The sequence below is a fragment of the Vogesella perlucida genome (assembly GCF_979366545.1).
In genome coordinates, this window is the sequence record NZ_CEETRO010000003.1 from 153,423 (window position 1) to 170,558 (window position 17,136).

13 protein-coding genes are annotated in these 17,136 nt (G+C 62.7%); 10 read left to right on the forward strand and 3 right to left on the reverse strand.

Translation table 11 applies throughout. From position 1 onward, the window contains the following. Positions 1-5: 5 nt before the first annotated feature. The 5 genes from ACZ9XP_RS05610 (at position 6) to ACZ9XP_RS05630 (ending at position 9,508) form a co-directional block, all read left to right on the forward strand. Positions 6-2,153, forward strand: a complete 2,148-nt coding sequence (locus ACZ9XP_RS05610) for an LPS-assembly protein LptD (RefSeq protein WP_465188123.1) — start codon at positions 6-8, stop codon at positions 2,151-2,153. Further along, a complete protein-coding gene (locus ACZ9XP_RS05615; protein WP_438698993.1) occupies positions 2,153-3,430 on the forward strand; it encodes a peptidylprolyl isomerase in 1,278 nt (425 codons plus the stop codon). The genes ACZ9XP_RS05610 and ACZ9XP_RS05615 overlap by 1 nt, the downstream gene beginning before the upstream one ends. 61 nt (positions 3,431-3,491) lie before the next feature. Further along, positions 3,492-4,475: a 4-hydroxythreonine-4-phosphate dehydrogenase PdxA gene (gene pdxA / locus ACZ9XP_RS05620; protein WP_465188124.1), complete on the forward strand. Its 984-nt coding sequence runs from the start codon at positions 3,492-3,494 to the stop codon at positions 4,473-4,475. A gap of 249 nt (positions 4,476-4,724) precedes the next feature. Continuing rightward, positions 4,725-8,570, forward strand: coding sequence for a DUF3683 domain-containing protein (locus ACZ9XP_RS05625; protein ID WP_465188125.1), 3,846 nt, complete (start codon positions 4,725-4,727; stop codon positions 8,568-8,570). A 464-nt stretch (positions 8,571-9,034) separates the two neighbouring features. Continuing rightward, the gene (locus ACZ9XP_RS05630; protein WP_465188126.1) at positions 9,035-9,508 is read left to right on the forward strand and encodes a GyrI-like domain-containing protein; all 474 of its coding nucleotides are present in this window, start codon (positions 9,035-9,037) and stop codon (positions 9,506-9,508) included. Between the two features lie 67 nt (positions 9,509-9,575). Here the strand turns inward: ACZ9XP_RS05630 and ACZ9XP_RS05635 are convergent, their stop codons facing one another. Next, positions 9,576-10,358: an EAL domain-containing protein gene (locus tag ACZ9XP_RS05635; protein ID WP_147688096.1), complete on the reverse strand. Its 783-nt coding sequence runs from the start codon at positions 10,356-10,358 to the stop codon at positions 9,576-9,578. Positions 10,359-10,626: 268 nt separating this feature from the next. On the opposite strand from ACZ9XP_RS05635, the gene ACZ9XP_RS05640 reads away from it, so the two are divergent. From ACZ9XP_RS05640 to ACZ9XP_RS05650, 3 genes are read left to right on the forward strand one after another with little or no spacing between them, the layout of a single operon-like run. Further along, on the forward strand, positions 10,627-11,403 hold the full coding sequence (locus ACZ9XP_RS05640) for a transporter substrate-binding domain-containing protein (protein WP_147688097.1): 777 nt from the start codon (positions 10,627-10,629) through the stop codon (positions 11,401-11,403). Positions 11,404-11,452: 49 nt separating this feature from the next. After that, positions 11,453-11,992, forward strand: a complete 540-nt coding sequence (locus ACZ9XP_RS05645; RefSeq protein WP_465188127.1) for a cysteine hydrolase family protein — start codon at positions 11,453-11,455, stop codon at positions 11,990-11,992. Next, on the forward strand, positions 11,982-12,815 hold the full coding sequence (locus ACZ9XP_RS05650; RefSeq protein ID WP_465188128.1) for a VC0807 family protein: 834 nt from the start codon (positions 11,982-11,984) through the stop codon (positions 12,813-12,815). Before ACZ9XP_RS05645 ends, ACZ9XP_RS05650 begins: the two co-directional genes overlap by 11 nt. 56 nt (positions 12,816-12,871) lie before the next feature. Here ACZ9XP_RS05650 and ACZ9XP_RS05655 read toward each other — a convergent pair whose 3' ends face one another. Both ACZ9XP_RS05655 and ACZ9XP_RS05660 read right to left on the reverse strand, forming a co-directional pair. Continuing rightward, entirely contained in the window at positions 12,872-13,225 is a 354-nt protein-coding gene (locus tag ACZ9XP_RS05655; protein ID WP_147688100.1) for a nuclear transport factor 2 family protein, read from the reverse strand. Further along, complete coding sequence (locus ACZ9XP_RS05660; protein WP_147688101.1) at positions 13,222-14,610, reverse strand: nicotinate phosphoribosyltransferase; 1,389 nt, start codon at positions 14,608-14,610, stop codon at positions 13,222-13,224. Before ACZ9XP_RS05660 ends, ACZ9XP_RS05655 begins: the two co-directional genes overlap by 4 nt. A gap of 139 nt (positions 14,611-14,749) precedes the next feature. Here ACZ9XP_RS05660 and ACZ9XP_RS05665 point away from each other — a divergent pair, with 139 nt between their 5' ends. Together ACZ9XP_RS05665 and ACZ9XP_RS05670 are read left to right on the forward strand one after the other, a co-directional pair. After that, positions 14,750-16,630: an MFS transporter gene (locus ACZ9XP_RS05665; protein ID WP_465188129.1), complete on the forward strand. Its 1,881-nt coding sequence runs from the start codon at positions 14,750-14,752 to the stop codon at positions 16,628-16,630. A gap of 106 nt (positions 16,631-16,736) precedes the next feature. Further along, positions 16,737-17,117 carry a cupin domain-containing protein gene (locus ACZ9XP_RS05670; protein WP_147688103.1) on the forward strand — a complete coding sequence of 127 codons (381 nt, stop codon included), beginning with the start codon at positions 16,737-16,739 and terminating at the stop codon, positions 17,115-17,117. Positions 17,118-17,136 lie beyond the last annotated feature (19 nt).

Sequence of the window (17,136 nt, forward strand, 5' to 3'; positions counted from 1 at the left end):
CGGCCATGTTCCCGCTGTTCCTGTGCACCCCTGCCCTGGCCGACGCCGTGTCCACCGGGGTGTTGCACATCGAGGCCGATCGTATCGATGGCCAGATGAACGTACAGCTCAAAGCCGAAGGCAATGTGCGCGCCGAGCGTGATGGCCAGCAGTTTGAGGCCGACTGGCTGGAATACTACGTGGACAAGCAATACGTCCGCGCCGGGCAGCGTGCCACCCTGCGTCAGGCGGGCAGCACGATTGAAGGCGACAACCTGGAAAGCTATCTGGACGCGCAAACCGGCAGCGCCAGCCAGGCCGACTTTGCTTTCCAGGACAAGGGCCGCTCCCTGCGCGGCAAGGCCGATGCCCTGCGCATGCAAGGCAAAGGGCTGTACCAGCTGCAAGGCACCCGCGCCAATACCTGCGAGCCCAACGACGATTCCTGGTACCTGAAGGCCGGCACCATCGACCTGGACTATGGCCGCAACGTGGGCGTGGCGCGCAATGCGCGTATCGAGTTCCAGGGCGTGCCCATCCTGTACACGCCGTGGATCGACTTCCCGCTGGATGGCGGGCGCAAGAGCGGCCTGCTGTTCCCCACGGTAAAAACCGGTAGTGACGGCCTGCAGCTGGCCGTGCCCTACTACTGGAACATCGCACCCAATATGGATGCCACCATTACCCCCACCTACATGGCCCAGCGCGGCCTGATGATGGGGGTAGAAGGGCGCTACCTGCAGCCGGACTACAGCGGCAAGATCAGCACGGAACAGCTGGACGATACCAAGGCAGACAAAAAGCGCGCACTGTGGCAGCTCACCCATACCCAGAACCTGAACAGCCAGCTGAGCGCCGGCGTGAATGGCACCAAGGTATCGGATAGCGACTATTTCAAGGATTTTGGCGACCGCAACAGTGCGGCGGCCAACGTAAACCTGCTGCGCGAAGCCTGGCTGGCGTACAACCCGGGCTGGGCCAGCATCACGCTCAAGGCTCAGCGCTACCAGACCCTGCAAGACAGCACCGGCAGCGTGGAAGAGCCCTACGCCCGTGTACCGCAGCTGGTGGCCACCAGTAACCAGCAGCTGGGTGACTTCCGCCTGGCGCTGGAAAGCGAAATCACCCGTTTTGACCACCGCAGCAAGCTGGAAGGCTGGCGTACGGTGGCCTACCCCAGCGTGACCTGGGCACTGGAGCGGCCATGGGGCTTCATCCGCCCCAAAATCGGCCTGCACCATACCCGCTACCAGCTGGATAGCTACAAGGGGCAGGCAGGCTATACCCTGGACCGTACCCTGCCGGTGACCAGCCTGGACAGCGGCCTGGTGTTCGAACGCGACAGCACCCTGCATGGCAAGGCGGTTAGCCAGACGCTGGAGCCACGGCTGTACTACGTACACATCCCCAGTACCGACCAAAGCAACCTGCCCAACTTTGACACCTCGGAAAACGACTTCAACTTTGCGCAGCTGTTCACCGAAAACCGCTTTTCCGGCTACGACCGCATCAATGCGGCCAACCAGATCACCGCAGCGGTCACCAGCCGCATGCTGGATAACGATAGCGGCCTGGAACGACTGCGCGTAGCCGTGGGTCAACGCTTTTATCTGGACAGAAGCGACACCACCCTGGCCGGCACCACCACCCAGCGCAGCCAGGGCGGCTCTGACCTGCTGCTGACGCTGGGCGGCGACATCAGCCGCGCCTTGCGTCTGGACGCCAGCTACCAGTACAACCAGACACTGGACAAAACCGAGCGCTACAATGCCCAGCTACGCTACAACCCGGCCCCTGGCAAAGCCGTGAGTGTGCGCTACCGCTATGGCCGCGATGAAATCGTGGGCACCAGCAGCCAGCGCGACACATTGCGCCAGCTGGATATCGCCGGGCAGTGGCCGCTGGCACGGCAGTGGTACGCCGTGGCGCGGCAGAACTACTCGCTGCGCGACAGAAAAGCGCTGGAGCAGCTGGCCGGTATCGAGTACCAGCAAGGCTGCTGGAGTACACGCCTGGTGGCACAGCGCTATGTCACCGACCTGACCAAGACCAAGAATGCCTTCTTCCTGCAGCTGGAGCTCAAAGACCTCAGCAGCATAGGCAATAACCCACTGGAAACGCTGCGCCTGGCCATACCGGGCTACAGCAAGATCAACGAGACTGCAGACAAATAATGAAAAAGCTTTTCCTTGCCGCCTTGGTTTCTGCTTGCCTGGCCACCCCTGCGCTGGCCATTTCCACTGTAGATCGCATCGTTGCCGTGGTGAACAACAGCGTCATTACCCAGTCCGAACTGGCACAGCGTGTGCAAGCAGCACAAGGCAACCTGCAACGGCAGAACATTGAAGCACCGGCTGCCGACGTGATGTCACGCCAGGTGCTGGACATGATGATCAACGAACAGCTACAGCTGCAATACGCCAACAATAACGGCCTGCGCATCGGCGAGCTGGAGCTGGACCAGGCGCTGCAGAGCATCGCCCAGCAGAACAAAACCGACCTGGCCGGCCTGCGTGCCCTGGTGGAAAAAGACGGCAGCAGCATTGCCAAGCTGCGCGAGCAGCTGCGCAGCGACCTGCTGCTGGAGCGCATCAAAGAGCGCGAAGTCAACAGCCGCGTGAATGTAACCGACCAGGAAGTGGCGCAGGTACAGCAAACCACCACAGGCCTGAACCGTATCGAGTATCGCCTGGCCGCCATCCAGGTCAATATTCCGGAGCGTGCCACCCCGACCCAGGTAGAAGAACGCCGCCAGAAACTGCTGAAAGCAGCGGCCGAGATCAAGGCCGGCAAATCGTTTGGCCAGGTGGCCGCCGCCTACTCCGAAGCCAGCAACGCCCTGCAAGGCGGTGACCTGGGCTGGCGCAACGCCAGTGCCCTGCCGCAAGACTTTATCCAGCTGCTGGACACCCTGCCGGTGGGCGGCGTCACCGAGCTGGTACGCGCCAGCGGCAGCCTGTACCTGTTCAAGCTGGTAGACAAGCGCGACACCAGCGGCCCGCAATACGTCAAACAGCACAAGGTGCGCCACATTCTGGTGAAAACCAACGAAGCCACCTCGGATACTGACGCCTACGCCCGCATCCTGCAGGTACAAGACCGCATCAAGCGCGGTGCCAAGTTTGAAGACATGGCGCGCCAGTTCTCCGAAGACGGCTCCGCCTCGCTGGGCGGGGATCTGGGCTGGGTCAACGAAGGCGACACAGTGCCCGACTTCGAGCGCACCTTCCGCCAACTGCAAGCCAAGCAAGTCAGCGAGCCGGTTAAAACCCCGTTTGGCTGGCACCTGGTCCTGCTGGAAGACGTACGTAGCCAGGATGTGTCTACCGACCGCGAAAAACTGGTGGTGAAACAGCAGATCCGCCAGCGCAAAATCGAGCAAAGCTACATCGACTGGCTGGAACAACTACGCGCCAGCGCCTTTATCGATGACCGCCTGGTCGAAAAATAAGCCGGGCCACGCCCGCCACGCCAAGCCGATCCCTGCATCGGCTTTTTTTACGGAAACTGCCATGCCCCACTCCCGCCCCGTATTGGCCATTACTGCTGGCGAGCCCGCCGGTATCGGCCCCGATCTGGTACTACGCCTGCCCGAGCTGGGCCTGCCGGCACGCCTGGTGGTGATTGCCGACAAACACCTGCTGGCTAGCCGCGCCGCGCAGCTTGGCCTGCACACCCCGCTGCACGATTACCAGCCCGGGCAAGCCGCCCCGGCCGGCGCACTGGAGGTATGGCACGTACCGTTGGCCGCCCCCACCGTGGCAGGGCAGCTGGATGCGGCCAACGGCCGCTACGTGCTGGCCACGCTGGATGTGGCCATAGACGGCTGCCTGCGCGGTGAATTTGCCGCCATGGTCACCGCGCCGGTGCACAAAGGCGTGATCAACGACGCCGGCGTGGCCTTCAGCGGCCATACCGAATACCTGGCCGAGCGCACCGCGACACCACGCGTCGTAATGATGCTGGCCGGTGCCGGCATGCGCGTGGCGCTGGCCACCACCCACCTGCCGCTACGCGCCGTGGCCGACGCCATCACGCCAGACAGCCTGACCCAGGTGCTGCGCATCTTGCACGCCGACTTGGTGGGCAAGTTCGGCATCAGCGCACCGCGCATCCTGGTGGCCGGGCTGAACCCGCACGCAGGCGAAGGCGGCCACATGGGGCGCGAGGAAATCGAGGTGATCGAGCCGGTACTGGCCGCCTTGCGCGCTGAAGGCATGCAGCTCATCGGCCCCTTGCCCGCCGACACGCTGTTCAACCCGGACAAGCTGGCCCAGGGCGATGCCGTGCTGGCCATGTACCACGACCAGGGCCTGCCGGTGCTCAAGCACGCCAGCTTTGGCGCCGGCATCAATATCACCCTGGGCCTGCCCATCATCCGCACCTCGGTAGACCACGGCACCGCGCTGGACCTGGCCGGGAGCGGCCGCGCCGACCCTGGCAGCCTGTTTGAAGCCTGCCAGCTGGCTTACCAGCTCGCCACGCATGCGGGTTAAAGCAAAGTGTGGTGGCATTGGCCTGCGGCAAAACAAATGCCCCGGCACGATGCCACCTCATATGACAGCAGCGCGGCATAATGCACCGGTTTTTGTAGCTGCGGCGCTACATTCGTGCAATGGCAGGCCAATTAACCGTATCCAAACTACATTCTCCCTATAACCCTGACGTTAGCGGCATTTTTCGCGGCGCAACATTTCGGCTACTATTTCGGGAATTATCCAAAACTTGCCGAAGTTCAGGGACATATGAGCAACACCACCCAGCAGCGTGTACGGGAAATTCCGTACAACTACACCTCGTATTCGGATCGCGAGATCATCATCCGCCTATTGGGCGCACCCATGTGGCAACTGCTTGAAGAACTGCGGGCAGAGCGGAAAACAGGCCGCTCTGCCCGTATGCTTTTCGAGGTACTGGGTGATATCTGGGTGGTAGACCGCAACCCCTACCTGGTAGACGACCTGCTGGACAACCCGCAGCGCCTGACCGCACTGGTAGGCGCACTGCGCCACCGCCTGGGCGAAGTGGAAAAACGCCGCGACGGCAACGACAAGGTTGGCCGCATGATTGCCGCCGCCTACGCCGCGGTGGATACCTTCGAGCAGCAGTTTGGCGAAACCCGCGAGCTGCGCGCCGCCATTCTCAAGCGCTTGGGCAAGATCACCCGTCGCGACAACATCCTGTTCGACGGCCTGGCGCGCGTATCGCACGTGACCGACGCCACCGACTGGCGCGTAGAGTACCCCTTCGTGGTGCTGTGCCCGGACACCGAAGCCGAAATCGCCCCGCTGGTGAAAGCCTGTATCGAGCTGAAGCTCACCATCATCCCGCGTGGCGGTGGTACCGGCTACACCGGTGGCGCCGTGCCGCTGGACCGCCGCAGCGCAGTGATCAACACCGAAAAAATGGACCGCCACCTGGGCGTGGAGTTCGTCGAGCTGCCCGGCCTGGACGGCAAGCGCGCCACCATCCAGTGCGGTGCCGGCGTGGTCACTGCTCGCGTAGCCGAAGCTGCCGGCGCAGCCGGCCTGGTGTTTGCCGTGGACCCCACCTCGGCCGAAGCCTCCTGTATCGGCGGTAACATCGCCATGAACGCAGGCGGCAAAAAAGCCGTGCTCTGGGGTACCACGCTGGACAACCTGGCCAGCTGGAAAATGGTGGACCCCAACGGCAACTGGATGTTCGTGGAACGCATCGGCCACAACTACGGCAAGATCCACGATGTCGCCACCGCCACCTTCCGCGTGACCCGCCTGCAGGACGACGGCAAGACCGTGATCAGCAGCGAAGAGCTGGTGATCCCTGGCAGCGCCTTCCGTAAAGTGGGCCTGGGCAAGGACGTCACCGACAAATTCCTGGCTGGCCTGCCCGGTGTGCAGAAAGAAGGCACCGACGGCATCATCACCAGTGCACGCTTTGTGCTGCACCGCATGCCGGCGCACATCCGCACTGTCTGTCTGGAGTTTTTCGGCACCGTAGCCGAAGCCACCCCGGCGATTGTGGAAATCACCGACTACTTCAAGCCCAACGGCGCCGGCCTGGCCGCGGGCGTGCAGCTGGCCGGCCTGGAGCACCTGGACTGGCGCTATGTCCGCGCCGTGGGCTACGCCACCAAGGCCAAAGGCCGTGGCCGCCCGAAAATGGTGCTGATTGCCGACATCGTCTCGGATAACGAAAATGCCGTGGCCGAGGCCGCCAGCCAGGTGGTGCGCTACGCTAACGCCCGCCACGGCGAAGGCTTTATCGCCGTCACCCCCGAGGCACGCAAGACCTTCTGGCTGGACCGCAGCCGTACCGCCGCCATTGCCCGCCATACCAACGCCTTCAAGATCAACGAAGACGTGGTGATTCCGCTGGACCGCCTGGGCGACTACAGCGACGGTATCGAGCGCATCAACATCGAACTGTCCGTGGCCAGCAAGATCAAGCTGCTGGACCAGCTGGCCGAGTTCTTCCACGGCCGCCTGCCGGTAGACACCGAGGGCGGCACGCTATCGGCCGACGAGCTGATCGGCGACCGCCGCGAAAGCGCGCTGGAGCTGATTACCGCCGTGCGTAGCCGCTGGCAGTGGCTGCTGGACAACCTGGACACCCCCCTGGCCGAGTACAGCACACGTTGGCCGCAGGCCCCGCTGGAAGATGCTGTGGCCAACCCTGCCGCCAGCGTGTTTATCGCCATGCGCGACTTCAAGCTGCGCGTCAGCTGGAAGCGCGAGCTGCAAAGCGACCTGCTGGGGCTATTTAACGGCAAGGCCGACAGCACCATCACCGAAGCCATCGGCCTGATCCAGCAGAAAGTGCTGCGTGGCCGTTCCTTCGTGGCGCTGCACATGCACGCCGGCGATGGCAACGTGCACACCAACCTGCCCGTGAACTCGGACGACTACGAGATGCTGCAAACCGCCCACCGTGCGGTAGAGCGCATCATGAAACTGGCGCGCAGCCTGAACGGTGTGATCTCCGGCGAACACGGCATCGGCATTACCAAGCTGGAGTTCCTCACCGAAGAAGAAATCCAGCCCTTCCGCGACTACAAGGCGCGCGTGGACCCGAACGGCCACTTCAACAAGGGCAAGCTGCTGCCGGGCGCCGACCTGAGCATGGCCTACACGCCATCGTTCTCGCTGCTGGGCGCCGAATCGCTGATTCTGGAGCAGTCCGATCTGGGCGCCATCAGCGACTCGGTCAAAGACTGCCTGCGCTGCGGCAAGTGCAAACCGGTGTGCTCCACCCACGTGCCGCGCGCCAACCTGCTGTACAGCCCGCGTAACAAGATTCTGGGCGTGGGCCTGCTGACCGAGGCCTTCCTGTACGAAGAACAAACCCGCCGCGGTGTCAGCCTCAAGCACTTCGAAGAGCTGTCCGACGTGGCCGATCACTGCACCGTATGCCACCGCTGCGTGAAGCCGTGCCCGGTGAAAATCGACTTTGGCGATGTCTCGGTTGCCATGCGCAACTTCCTGCGCAAGACCGGCAACAAGAAATTCAACCCCGGCACCGCGCTGGGTATGGCCTTCCTCACCGCCAAAGATCCGGCCACCATCAAAGGTATTCGCGCTGGCCTGGTAGGTGGTGCCTACAAGCTGCAACGCTTGGGCAACAGCATCGGCAAAAAGCTGGGCCTCACCGGCAGCCAGACCGCACAGCCGCCGGCCACCATCGGCAAGCCGGAGGTGAAGGCGCAGGTCATCCACTTCATCAACAAGCCGATGCCGGGCGGCCTGCCCAAGAAAACCGCGCGTGCGCTGCTGGACGTGGAAGACGCTAACGTGATTCCGGTGATCCGCAACCCGAAGGTCAGCGAAGACGCCGAAGCGGTGTTCTACTTCCCCGGCTGCGGCTCCGAGCGCCTGTTCAGCCAGGTAGGCCTGGCCACCCAGGCCATGCTGTGGCACGTGGGCACCCAGACCGTGCTGCCACCAGGCTACCTGTGCTGCGGCTACCCGCAGACCAGCGCCGGCTACAAGGACAAGGGCGATGAGATCACCACCGAGAACCGCGTGCTGTTCCACCGCATGGCCAACACGCTGAACTACCTCGACATCAAGACCGTGGTCGTCAGCTGCGGCACCTGCTACGACCAGCTGGCCAACTACCGCTTTGAAGAAATCTTCCCGGGCTGCCGCATTATCGACATCCACGAATACCTGATGGAAAAAGGCCTGAAGCTGGACGGCATCGGCGGTCAGAAGTACATGTACCACGACCCTTGCCACACCCCGATGAAGGCCTACCAGCCGATCAAGGTGGTGAACGAGCTGATGGGCGGCGGTGTGGTGCAGAACGACCGTTGCTGTGGCGAATCCGGCACCTTTGCCGCCAGCCGCCCCGACATTGCCACCCAGGTACGCTTCCGCAAGGAAGAAGAAATCAACAAAGACCTGGCCAAGGTTGGCGCCAGCGACAAGCCGGTGAAAATCCTCACCTCCTGCCCGTCGTGCCTGCAGGGTCTGAGCCGCTACAGCGACGACACCGGCACCCAGGCCGACTACATCGTGGTGGAGATGGCCAAGCACATCTTGGGCGACAACTGGATGAAAGAGTACGTCGACAACGCCCGTAACGGCGGCGTGGAACGCGTGCTGCTGTAACAGCCACGTTGGCCGCAAAGCGGCGTGCCGGTGCTTTTCAGGCCGGCACGCCAATGCCGTCAGTTAAACAACTGGCACTTTTTCCGCCAGATAGAATGTAGACGAAGCGCCCCATCCCGTTGGCGCGAGCCGGGCAAAACGGTACGCCCCAGGTTTTAAGACGCCGATTTGTTTGAGCCCTGAGTCGTTAGCGAAGGGCGAGTTCGGCGGCGCCTGGGGCGTGCCTTTTTGCACGGGGTTTCGAGCAGCCCCGGGTCGGCGGGGATTGCAAAGGGGGCGACGACTCGCCCCCTTTGCCCGTCTGCCGGGCGGAACCGGCATCTTGAATATCGTCCGCACAGCGGACACCGCGGCCCGATGCAGGCGACGACAAAACATCAGAAAACCGCTAGTGCGTGGCATTAGGCCGGCATGCCGCTTTTTTGCTATGCTGCGGCCAACCTTACCCGCCCGTGGAGCCCGCCATGCAAACCCCTACCCTTGTGACCCACCCCGCCTTCCGCGTTATCGGCATGGCCTGGACCAGCCCGGCTGACGGCACCATCCCCGAGCTGTGGCAGCGTTTTGTACCGCGCATTGCCGAGGCCAAACCGCTGAGCGAAGCCAGCTACGGCATCTGCCAGGCGCAGGCCGACGGCCAGTTCCGCTACATCGCTGCGGTGGCCGTGGCCGCCGATACCCCGGTGCCGGACGGCATGGTCGCGCTGGAGGTGCCCGAGCAAGACTACGCCATCGTCGAACACCGCGGCCCGGTACGCGGCCTGCCGGATACCTTCCGCGCCGCCTATACCGAGTGGCTGCCCGAAGCCGGGCTGGCCGCAGTGGCCGGCATCGAGTTCGAATACATGGACGCCCGCTTCCTGGGGCCGGAGCACGCCGACAGCGTAGTCGAGCTGTATATCCCGGTCAGCGCGGATGACGATGGCGACGCCGCCTGAGCATCGCCAATAAAAAACGCCTGACGGCACACACCGCCAGGCGTTTTTTCATGCGTTTTGCGCGCCGCTACACCAGCTCGGCCACCCCCAGCTCACCTGGGTAGGCCAGATGAAAGCCCTGGTACAGCTCCAGCCCCAGCCCACGCATTGCGTCTAGCTGCTCGGCCGTTTCCACACCTTCTATCAGCATACGGCTACCTATTTGCCAGCCCAGCTCCAGCACGCGCTGCAAACGGCCGGCATCACCGTGCATGTAGTCCAGCAGCAGGCTGCGGTCAATCTTGATGATATCCGGGCACAGTGCTTTCACGCGGCCATGGCCGGATGCCACGGCGCCGAAATCATCCACCGCCACACCAAAACCGGCCTCTTTGGCCGCACGCAGGCTGGCCGCCAGCTGCAGCGGGCTTTGCTCGATCTCGTATTCCAGTACTTCCAGAATCACCTGCGACGTTTCGAGCCCCAGCTCGGCACAGCGGCGGATCATCAGGTCGAAATTATTGCGGTAGCCATTATCGTGCAGCACGGTACAGGGAATCAGGTTCAGGCTCAGGCAGCCCGGCACACGGGCCTGGGCAAAGTTGCGAAAGTGCAAGGCCCGCGCCAGCCGGTCGGCGTCGATCTGGTCGTCGGTATCCAGGCTCTGGAAAAACAAATCCGGCCGCAGGGCACGGCCCTGCGTGTCGTATACACGCAGTAGCGCTTCATAGCCGAACACCCCACCACTTCGATAGAACAATGGCTGGAACACGCTCTGCAAGCGATAGTCGGCAAAGCGGGCGTAGTAGCGCCCTTCTCCATCGCGGAACAGCAAGCGCTCAAACGCCTGCTGGGTAGTTAACTGCACCATCTTGTGTCCTGCCATGAGCTCGGTTTTTCAGCATAGCAAGCACTGCGGGTCTGCTGAAATAAATGCGCGGATTTATTGCTGAACCATGACATCAAATCTACTTATTACATACATGTAACTATAAAAACAGAAGGGTTTTGTGACAGAATACCCATAGACTTGCTAGGAGCATGCCATGCCTTTTACGCGAGACATTCCAGCTTATCTCCCCATGCCACGGCCTGCCTGTCGCGCCACTCGCCCGCAAGCCAGCAGCAGGCAGTGCTAGATGAGCTGGTCGCACAGGCTGCTGTTCCTGCTGTGCTGCCCGCTGCTGCAGGCTGCTCCGCTACGTTTTGTCGGTAGCGACTTTCCCGGCATTGTGCAGCCTGGGGCGCCACAGCCACGCGGCGTAGCCGCAGACATGATCCGCACCCTGTGCCAGCGCGAACAGCTGGTCTGCAGCATCCAGCTACTCCCCTGGCCCCGGGCGCAGGCCATGCTGCAACATGGGCAGGCGGATGTATTGATCGGCCCCTATCGCACCGCAGAGCGGGCGGCCAGTATGCACTTTTCGCGCTACCCGCTTTATGTCGACACCCTGTACTGGTACCGGCGGGCCGAACAAACCGTGCAGTGGAATGGCCATTTCGACAGCCTGGCCGGGCTACGCTTGGGCGTGACACGCGGCTGGACGCTGGGCCAGCGCTTTGAAGACGCCAAGCAGCGCCTGCAAATAGACACGGCCGACACGCTGATGCAAAGCATGCTCAAGCTGCAAAGACAAAGGCTGGACCTGGTCGCCAGCAACGACCGCAATGCACGCCATACGCTGGCACAACTCGGCATAAACAATATCGTCCCTATCCAGCCGGCGATCAGCTTGCAAGGCGGCTATATGGGCTATGCACTACACGCTATCGACAAGCCGGCACTGCAACGCTTTGAGAAGGCAATGACGAATCTGGCCGAAAGCGGCGAGCTTGCCAGACTCAACCTGAGCCATGGCCTGGTCTACCCGGGTAAAAATACTCGCTGGCCAGACTATCTGCGTCAGCTGCCGTAAACTGCGCTGGCATACTGCCCTGCGGCCAACCTTTCATGGAACCCTTCTGATGCCCGCCACCGCCTTGCTTGTTATCGACTTCCAGTACGGCCTGATTGCTATGCCTCCCCTGGCCACACGTGGCCCGGAAACGCTGGCCACGCTGAACCGGCTGATTGCCCATGCCCGCAGCGAGGAGCACGAGGTGATTTTTATCCAGCACTACGCCGACGACCTGCCGCGCGGTAGTGAGGCGTGGCAGCTGCACCCGGGCCTGGCACGGCTGGACAGCGATGTGGTCATCGAAAAAACCGCCTGCGACAGCTTCCTCGATACCAGCTTGCGCCAGTATCTGGATAGCCGCGGCATCGAGAACCTGTGGGTGGGCGGCTACGCCAGCGACTTCTGCGTGGATACCACCGTGCGCCGTGCGGCCTCCATGGGCTACGCCGTGACCGTGGTGGCCGACGCCCATACCTGCAAAGACCGCCCCTATGTGAGCGGCGAGGCCCTGGTGGCCCATCTCAACTGGCTGTGGGGCCATATGGATGTACCGGGCAACAGCATTCGCGTGCTGCCACTGGACGAGCTGGTGGCCGATGCGGGCTAAGTGGCGCTCCCTGCTACCCGACCTGGCGGCCAACCTGCTGCTACCGTGGTGGGTATACGACGCCTGCCTGCCCGCCTGGGGCGAGCGTGGCGCGCTGCTGTGGTCTGCCCTGCCGCCTTTGCTGTGGAGCTTGTGGGAGCTGTACCGCTATCGCCGGCCGGACGCGCTGAGTTTGCTGGTACTGGGTGGCATCGGTTTGTCGCTACTGGCCGCCTGGGGCGATGGTGACACGCGCTGGCTGCTGGTGCGCGAGTCACTGGTCACCGGCGCGACCGGGCTGGTGATGCTGGCTAGCGTACTGTGGGGCAAACCGCTGCTGGCGGTACTGATGGCAGCCGCCGCACAACGTCAGCCCGATAGCCCGGCTGCCGCCATGCTGGCCAGCCCGGCACCCCGGTCCGCGCGACTGTGGCGCGACCTTACGCTGCTGTGGGGTGGCGGCCTGATAGGTGGCTGGCTGCTGGTGCGCGAGTCACTGGTCACCGGCGCGACCGGGCTGGTGATGCTGGCTAGCGTACTGTGGGGCAAACCGCTGCTGGCGGTACTGATGGCAGCCGCCGCACAACGTCAGCCCGATAGCCCGGCTGCCGCCATGCTGGCCAGCCCGGCACCCCGGTCCGCGCGACTGTGGCGCGACCTTACGCTGCTGTGGGGTGGCGGCCTGATAGGTGAATGCGGGCTGCGCAGCTGGCTGGCTTTTCACTGGCCAATAGCACGCAATGTGGCGCTGGGCCCGTGGCTAAGCTACGGCGTAATGGCCTTGCTGATGCTGGCCGCCCTGCTGTGGGGCCGCCGCCTGGCACGCCAGCCCGTACCGGGCTAGGCAAGCGCAAAAAACCCGCCAACCATGGCCGACGGATGGGCTGTAGTTTGCCTGGCCTAATCCAGCTGGGGTTCGCCCATGATGGTGGAGGCATCCACGATGCGGCCGTTCTTGACACGGTAGATCATGGTCATCGCCACCTTGCCGCGCCCGGACGGGAAATTGCGGGTGACGATTTCTTCATCGATCACTACTTCTCCCACGATCACGCGGCGCAGCAGCCGGGCATGCAGGTCTGGCTCGGCAAAGCGCAGTTTCATGCGCTGGCGGATCTCGTCCTGCCCCTGCGCCACCAGTGTGGCCGGGTACTGGTACATACAAGCATCCGGCGCGTAACACGCGAGCAAGGCGTCCAGGTTCTTGGCGTTGTAGGCATCCAGCTGTGCCTGTATCACTTGTTCAGGGCTCATCTTTCCTCCAGGTGCAGGGCTGCGCGGGCGCGGATATCGGCCAGGGTTTCGTCTACCAGCAGACGCCCGTTTTCCCATACCACACGCATTTGCAGGTCAATATCGGATACGCGCTCCAAAGTGTTCACCCCCCACGCCGCACGACTGTCGCGCGCCGCTACTACACGCCCCCCCAGCGAGCGCTTGCCGGGGTCGGTAACCGGGTCTTTGAACACATCACGCCATTCGCCGTTAATGCAGATGGCCGAGCATTTCAGCGCCATCTTGTGCGTGTCGCGGTCCAGCTTTTGCAGCAGCTCGGCGCCCATGCCGAACGCGACGTTGTCGGCGCTGTAGCCCAGCTTGGCCAGCCGCGACAGGATGGCGTCAATACTGGCCAGGTTCACGCCGTCGCCCTGAATCACGCGCACGTGATTCAGCAGGCGGTAGCCTTTGCTGTTGACCGTGGTGCCGAACGAAGCGGCCAACCTTTCCACCACCTCGGCCACCACTTGCACCGGCTCGCCGGAGTCCGGGCGGATCACCACGGTGGCGCCGCTATTGATAACCTGCTGGCGCAGGCGCTCGCCCCATAGCTCGCTCACGGCGTGAAACACGTCGTAGCTGTCGCTCACCACCGCCAGCAGTGCACCGGGCTTGGCAAAACGGCTGAGCATATTGGCAAACGCTTCGCCTTCCTGCGCGCGGCCCCAGGCGGTAATGGTGGAGTGCTCGGCCGCCGGGATGGAAAACGCCGCGCACGGCTCGTGGTAATGGCGGCGCGCCGCCACCAGCGCGGCCAGCGTGTCGCTACCCTGAAAGTTCACCAGATGCGCCAGGCCGCCGATTTCCGAGCTTTCGTAGCTGGATACGCCACGCGCGCCAAAATCATGCAGCTTGAACGGCAGGCCGGACAAATCGTCGGCGGTTTGCTGCAGGTAACGGCGGATGATTTCCTTGGCACGGAAGCTGCGCGTGGCCACGCTGATGGGGTACCACACGCGCAACAGCGCGGTTTCCAGGAAGGACACCACCCAGAACAGCTCGGGGTCGGTGGATTCGATGGTGATCATCGGGATGCCGGTGGGCACCAGCTCGCCTTCCGGCACGGCGCGAATGCGTACCGGCCAGTAGCCGTCGTGCTGCTGCACGATGCGCTCGAAACCAGCGCGGTTGAATGGCAGGCCGTGCAGCGTTACCACTGCCTCTGCTTCATCGATGTGCTCGCGGGTAATACGCTGGCTCAGGTAGTCCTTCAACAAGCCCTGCAGGCCAAAAAACAACACATGCGACGCCGTGCCACCCCGTGCCGCCACGTAAGAGTACATACCCTGCGTGCCGGGTGGATATTGCGCCCAGTGGCTGAGTTTGTAGGAATCGCTATTGAGGATGGGATTAATGATCATGGTATGGGCACAGCGTGGGTAAACGACCCCTAGCATACGCTGCCGAAACGGTAATGTCATAGTGCGTGGTTTGTAAGCAACGGGCGGGATGGCATACCATCAGCCCATCGTCCTTCGGACTCGCGAAAGATCCGCCCCCATGGCGCACCACCCGAACCAGTTTGACCTGCTACGCACGCGGCGCTTTGTACCGCTGTTCATCACCCAGTTTTTTGGTGCTTTCAACGACAACCTGCTGAAAAACGCCGTAGTGGTACTGATCAACTTTCACGGTATGAAAATGCTGGGGCTGGCCCCCGAACTGATGATCCAGCTGGCCGCCGCGCTGTTCATCCTGCCCTTCTTCCTGTTTTCCGCCACCGCGGGCCAGCTGTGCGAAAAGTACGACAAGGCGGCCATTGCCAGGGTGGTCAAGCAGATGGAAATCGCCATCATGCTGGTAGCCGCACTGGGCTTCTGGCTGCATAACGGCGTGATACTGATGAGCACCATCCTGCTGATGGGCATCCACTCCACCCTGTTCGGCCCGCTGAAATTCAGCGTGCTGCCGCAATACCTGAAGCCGCAAGAGCTGGTAGGCGGCAACGGCCTGATCGAAATGGGCACCTTTGTGTCTATCATTCTGGGCCAGGTAGCCGGCACCGTGCTGGTAAACGCCGACCCCAGCCGCCTCACCCTGATTGCCGCCCTGCTGGCCTGCGCGCTGGCGGGCTATGCCTCGGCCCGCGCTATGCCGCCGGCGCCACCGACTGCGGCCAACCTGCCGATAGACTGGCACATTGGCCGCCAGACCTGGGCCATCATCCGCGAGGCCAAACAGAACCGTGCCGTATGGCTATCGCTACTGGGTATCTCGTGGTTCTGGTTTCTGGGTGCCATTTATCTGTCCAAGTTGCCCACCTACGCCAGCGACGTGCTGGGCGGTGATGCCAGTGTGTACACCCTGCTGATGACGCTGTTTTCGCTGGGCGTGGGGCTGGGCTCGATGCTGTGCGAGAAGCTGTCCGGCAGCAAGGTAGAGCTGGGCCTGGTGCCTTTTGGCTCGCTGGGCCTGTGCCTGTTTGGTATCGACCTGTACTTTGCCACCCCGGCAGCCATGGCCCATACGCTGGACTGGCTGGCGTTTGTGCGCGACATCGGCCACTGGCGCCTGATGGCAGACTTCACCCTGATCGGCATCTTTGGCGGCTTCTATATCGTGCCGCTGTATGCGCTGATCCAGAGCCGCGCCGCCCCGGCATTCCGCTCGCGCGCCATTGCGGCCAACAATATCCTGAACTCGCTGTTCATGGTGGCCAGCGCCGCCTTTGCCGCCATCCTGGCAGGCATGGGGGTCAGCATTCCTACCGTACTGCTGATTGCCGCGCTGCTGAACCTGCTGGTCGCCGCGTATATCTATAGCTTGCTGCCGGAATTCATGATGCGCTTCCTGGTGTGGATCGCCACCCACACGCTGTACCGCATCCGCCATGAGGGGCTGGAGCACATCCCGGAAGAAGGCCCCTGTGTATTGGTCTGCAATCACGTCAGTTTCATGGACGCGCTGATTCTGGCCGGTGCCGTACGCCGCCCGGTGCGCTTCGTGATGGACCACAACATCTTCAAGGTACCGCTGCTGAACTTTGTGTTCCGTACCGCACGGGCCATCCCCATTGCCCCGGCCAAGGAAGACCCGCAAGCCAAGGCACGGGCGTTTGATGCGGTAGCCGCTGCGCTGGCCGAAGGCGAAGTGGTGTGCATCTTCCCCGAGGGCAAGATTACCTACGATGGCCAGATCAACCCGTTCAAGAGCGGCATCGAAGAAATCGTGGCGCGCACGCCGGTACCGGTGGTACCCATGGCGCTATGCGGTATGTGGGGCAGCTTTTTCTCGCGCCGCTACGGGCCGGCCATGCTGAGCTGGCCACGCCGCGCCTGGTCGCAGATCGCCCTGAAGGCTGCCGCACCGGTACCGGCAGCCCACGTTACTGCCAGCGGGCTGCAACAAACCGTAAGCCAGCTGCGCGGCGACTGGCAATAGGCACGTTGTGGCACAGCCCAAGGCTTGCGGCCAACCTTGGGCTGTGCCACAGTGTCAAACATAATCAACAGCTTGTACAAAGATACCAGTACAGAGGAGTAGGGCCGTGTCGAGCGCCAATGAGATTGTGTTATTTCACCACCAGGACATTACCCCGGATACCTTTGCCGCCCCGCAAGAACGCCGTCTGAGTGGCGAATGCGAACAAAGCGTGGAGCTGCACTACAGCGACCCCACTGGCCAGTTTCATGCCGGCCTGTGGTCGGGCGGTGTCGGTGCCTGGCGCGTCAAATATACCGAATGCGAATTCTGCACCCTGCTGGAAGGCCATGTGCGCCTGCTGGGCGACGATGGCAGCGTGGCCGAGATTCGCGCTGGCCAGCATTTTGTCATCCCCGCCGGCTTTGAAGGGGTATGGGAAGTACTGGAACCCGCCAAGAAAACCTTTGCGGTGTTCGAAGAAGACCGCCTGGCGCGCAAGGAATAAGCGGCCATCAACCGCCAGA

Coding starts and splice junctions, on each gene's coding strand:
- ACZ9XP_RS05610 (WP_465188123.1), top strand. CDS start 6: ATGTTCCCGCTGTTCCTGTGCACCCCTGCCCTGGCCGACGCCGTGTCC.
- ACZ9XP_RS05615 (WP_438698993.1), top strand. CDS start 2,153: ATGAAAAAGCTTTTCCTTGCCGCCTTGGTTTCTGCTTGCCTGGCCACC.
- pdxA (WP_465188124.1), top strand. CDS start 3,492: ATGCCCCACTCCCGCCCCGTATTGGCCATTACTGCTGGCGAGCCCGCC.
- ACZ9XP_RS05625 (WP_465188125.1), top strand. CDS start 4,725: ATGAGCAACACCACCCAGCAGCGTGTACGGGAAATTCCGTACAACTAC.
- ACZ9XP_RS05630 (WP_465188126.1), top strand. CDS start 9,035: ATGCAAACCCCTACCCTTGTGACCCACCCCGCCTTCCGCGTTATCGGC.
- ACZ9XP_RS05635 (WP_147688096.1), bottom strand. CDS start 10,358: ATGGTGCAGTTAACTACCCAGCAGGCGTTTGAGCGCTTGCTGTTCCGC.
- ACZ9XP_RS05640 (WP_147688097.1), top strand. CDS start 10,627: ATGAGCTGGTCGCACAGGCTGCTGTTCCTGCTGTGCTGCCCGCTGCTG.
- ACZ9XP_RS05645 (WP_465188127.1), top strand. CDS start 11,453: ATGCCCGCCACCGCCTTGCTTGTTATCGACTTCCAGTACGGCCTGATT.
- ACZ9XP_RS05650 (WP_465188128.1), top strand. CDS start 11,982: ATGCGGGCTAAGTGGCGCTCCCTGCTACCCGACCTGGCGGCCAACCTG.
- ACZ9XP_RS05655 (WP_147688100.1), bottom strand. CDS start 13,225: ATGAGCCCTGAACAAGTGATACAGGCACAGCTGGATGCCTACAACGCC.
- ACZ9XP_RS05660 (WP_147688101.1), bottom strand. CDS start 14,610: ATGATCATTAATCCCATCCTCAATAGCGATTCCTACAAACTCAGCCAC.
- ACZ9XP_RS05665 (WP_465188129.1), top strand. CDS start 14,750: ATGGCGCACCACCCGAACCAGTTTGACCTGCTACGCACGCGGCGCTTT.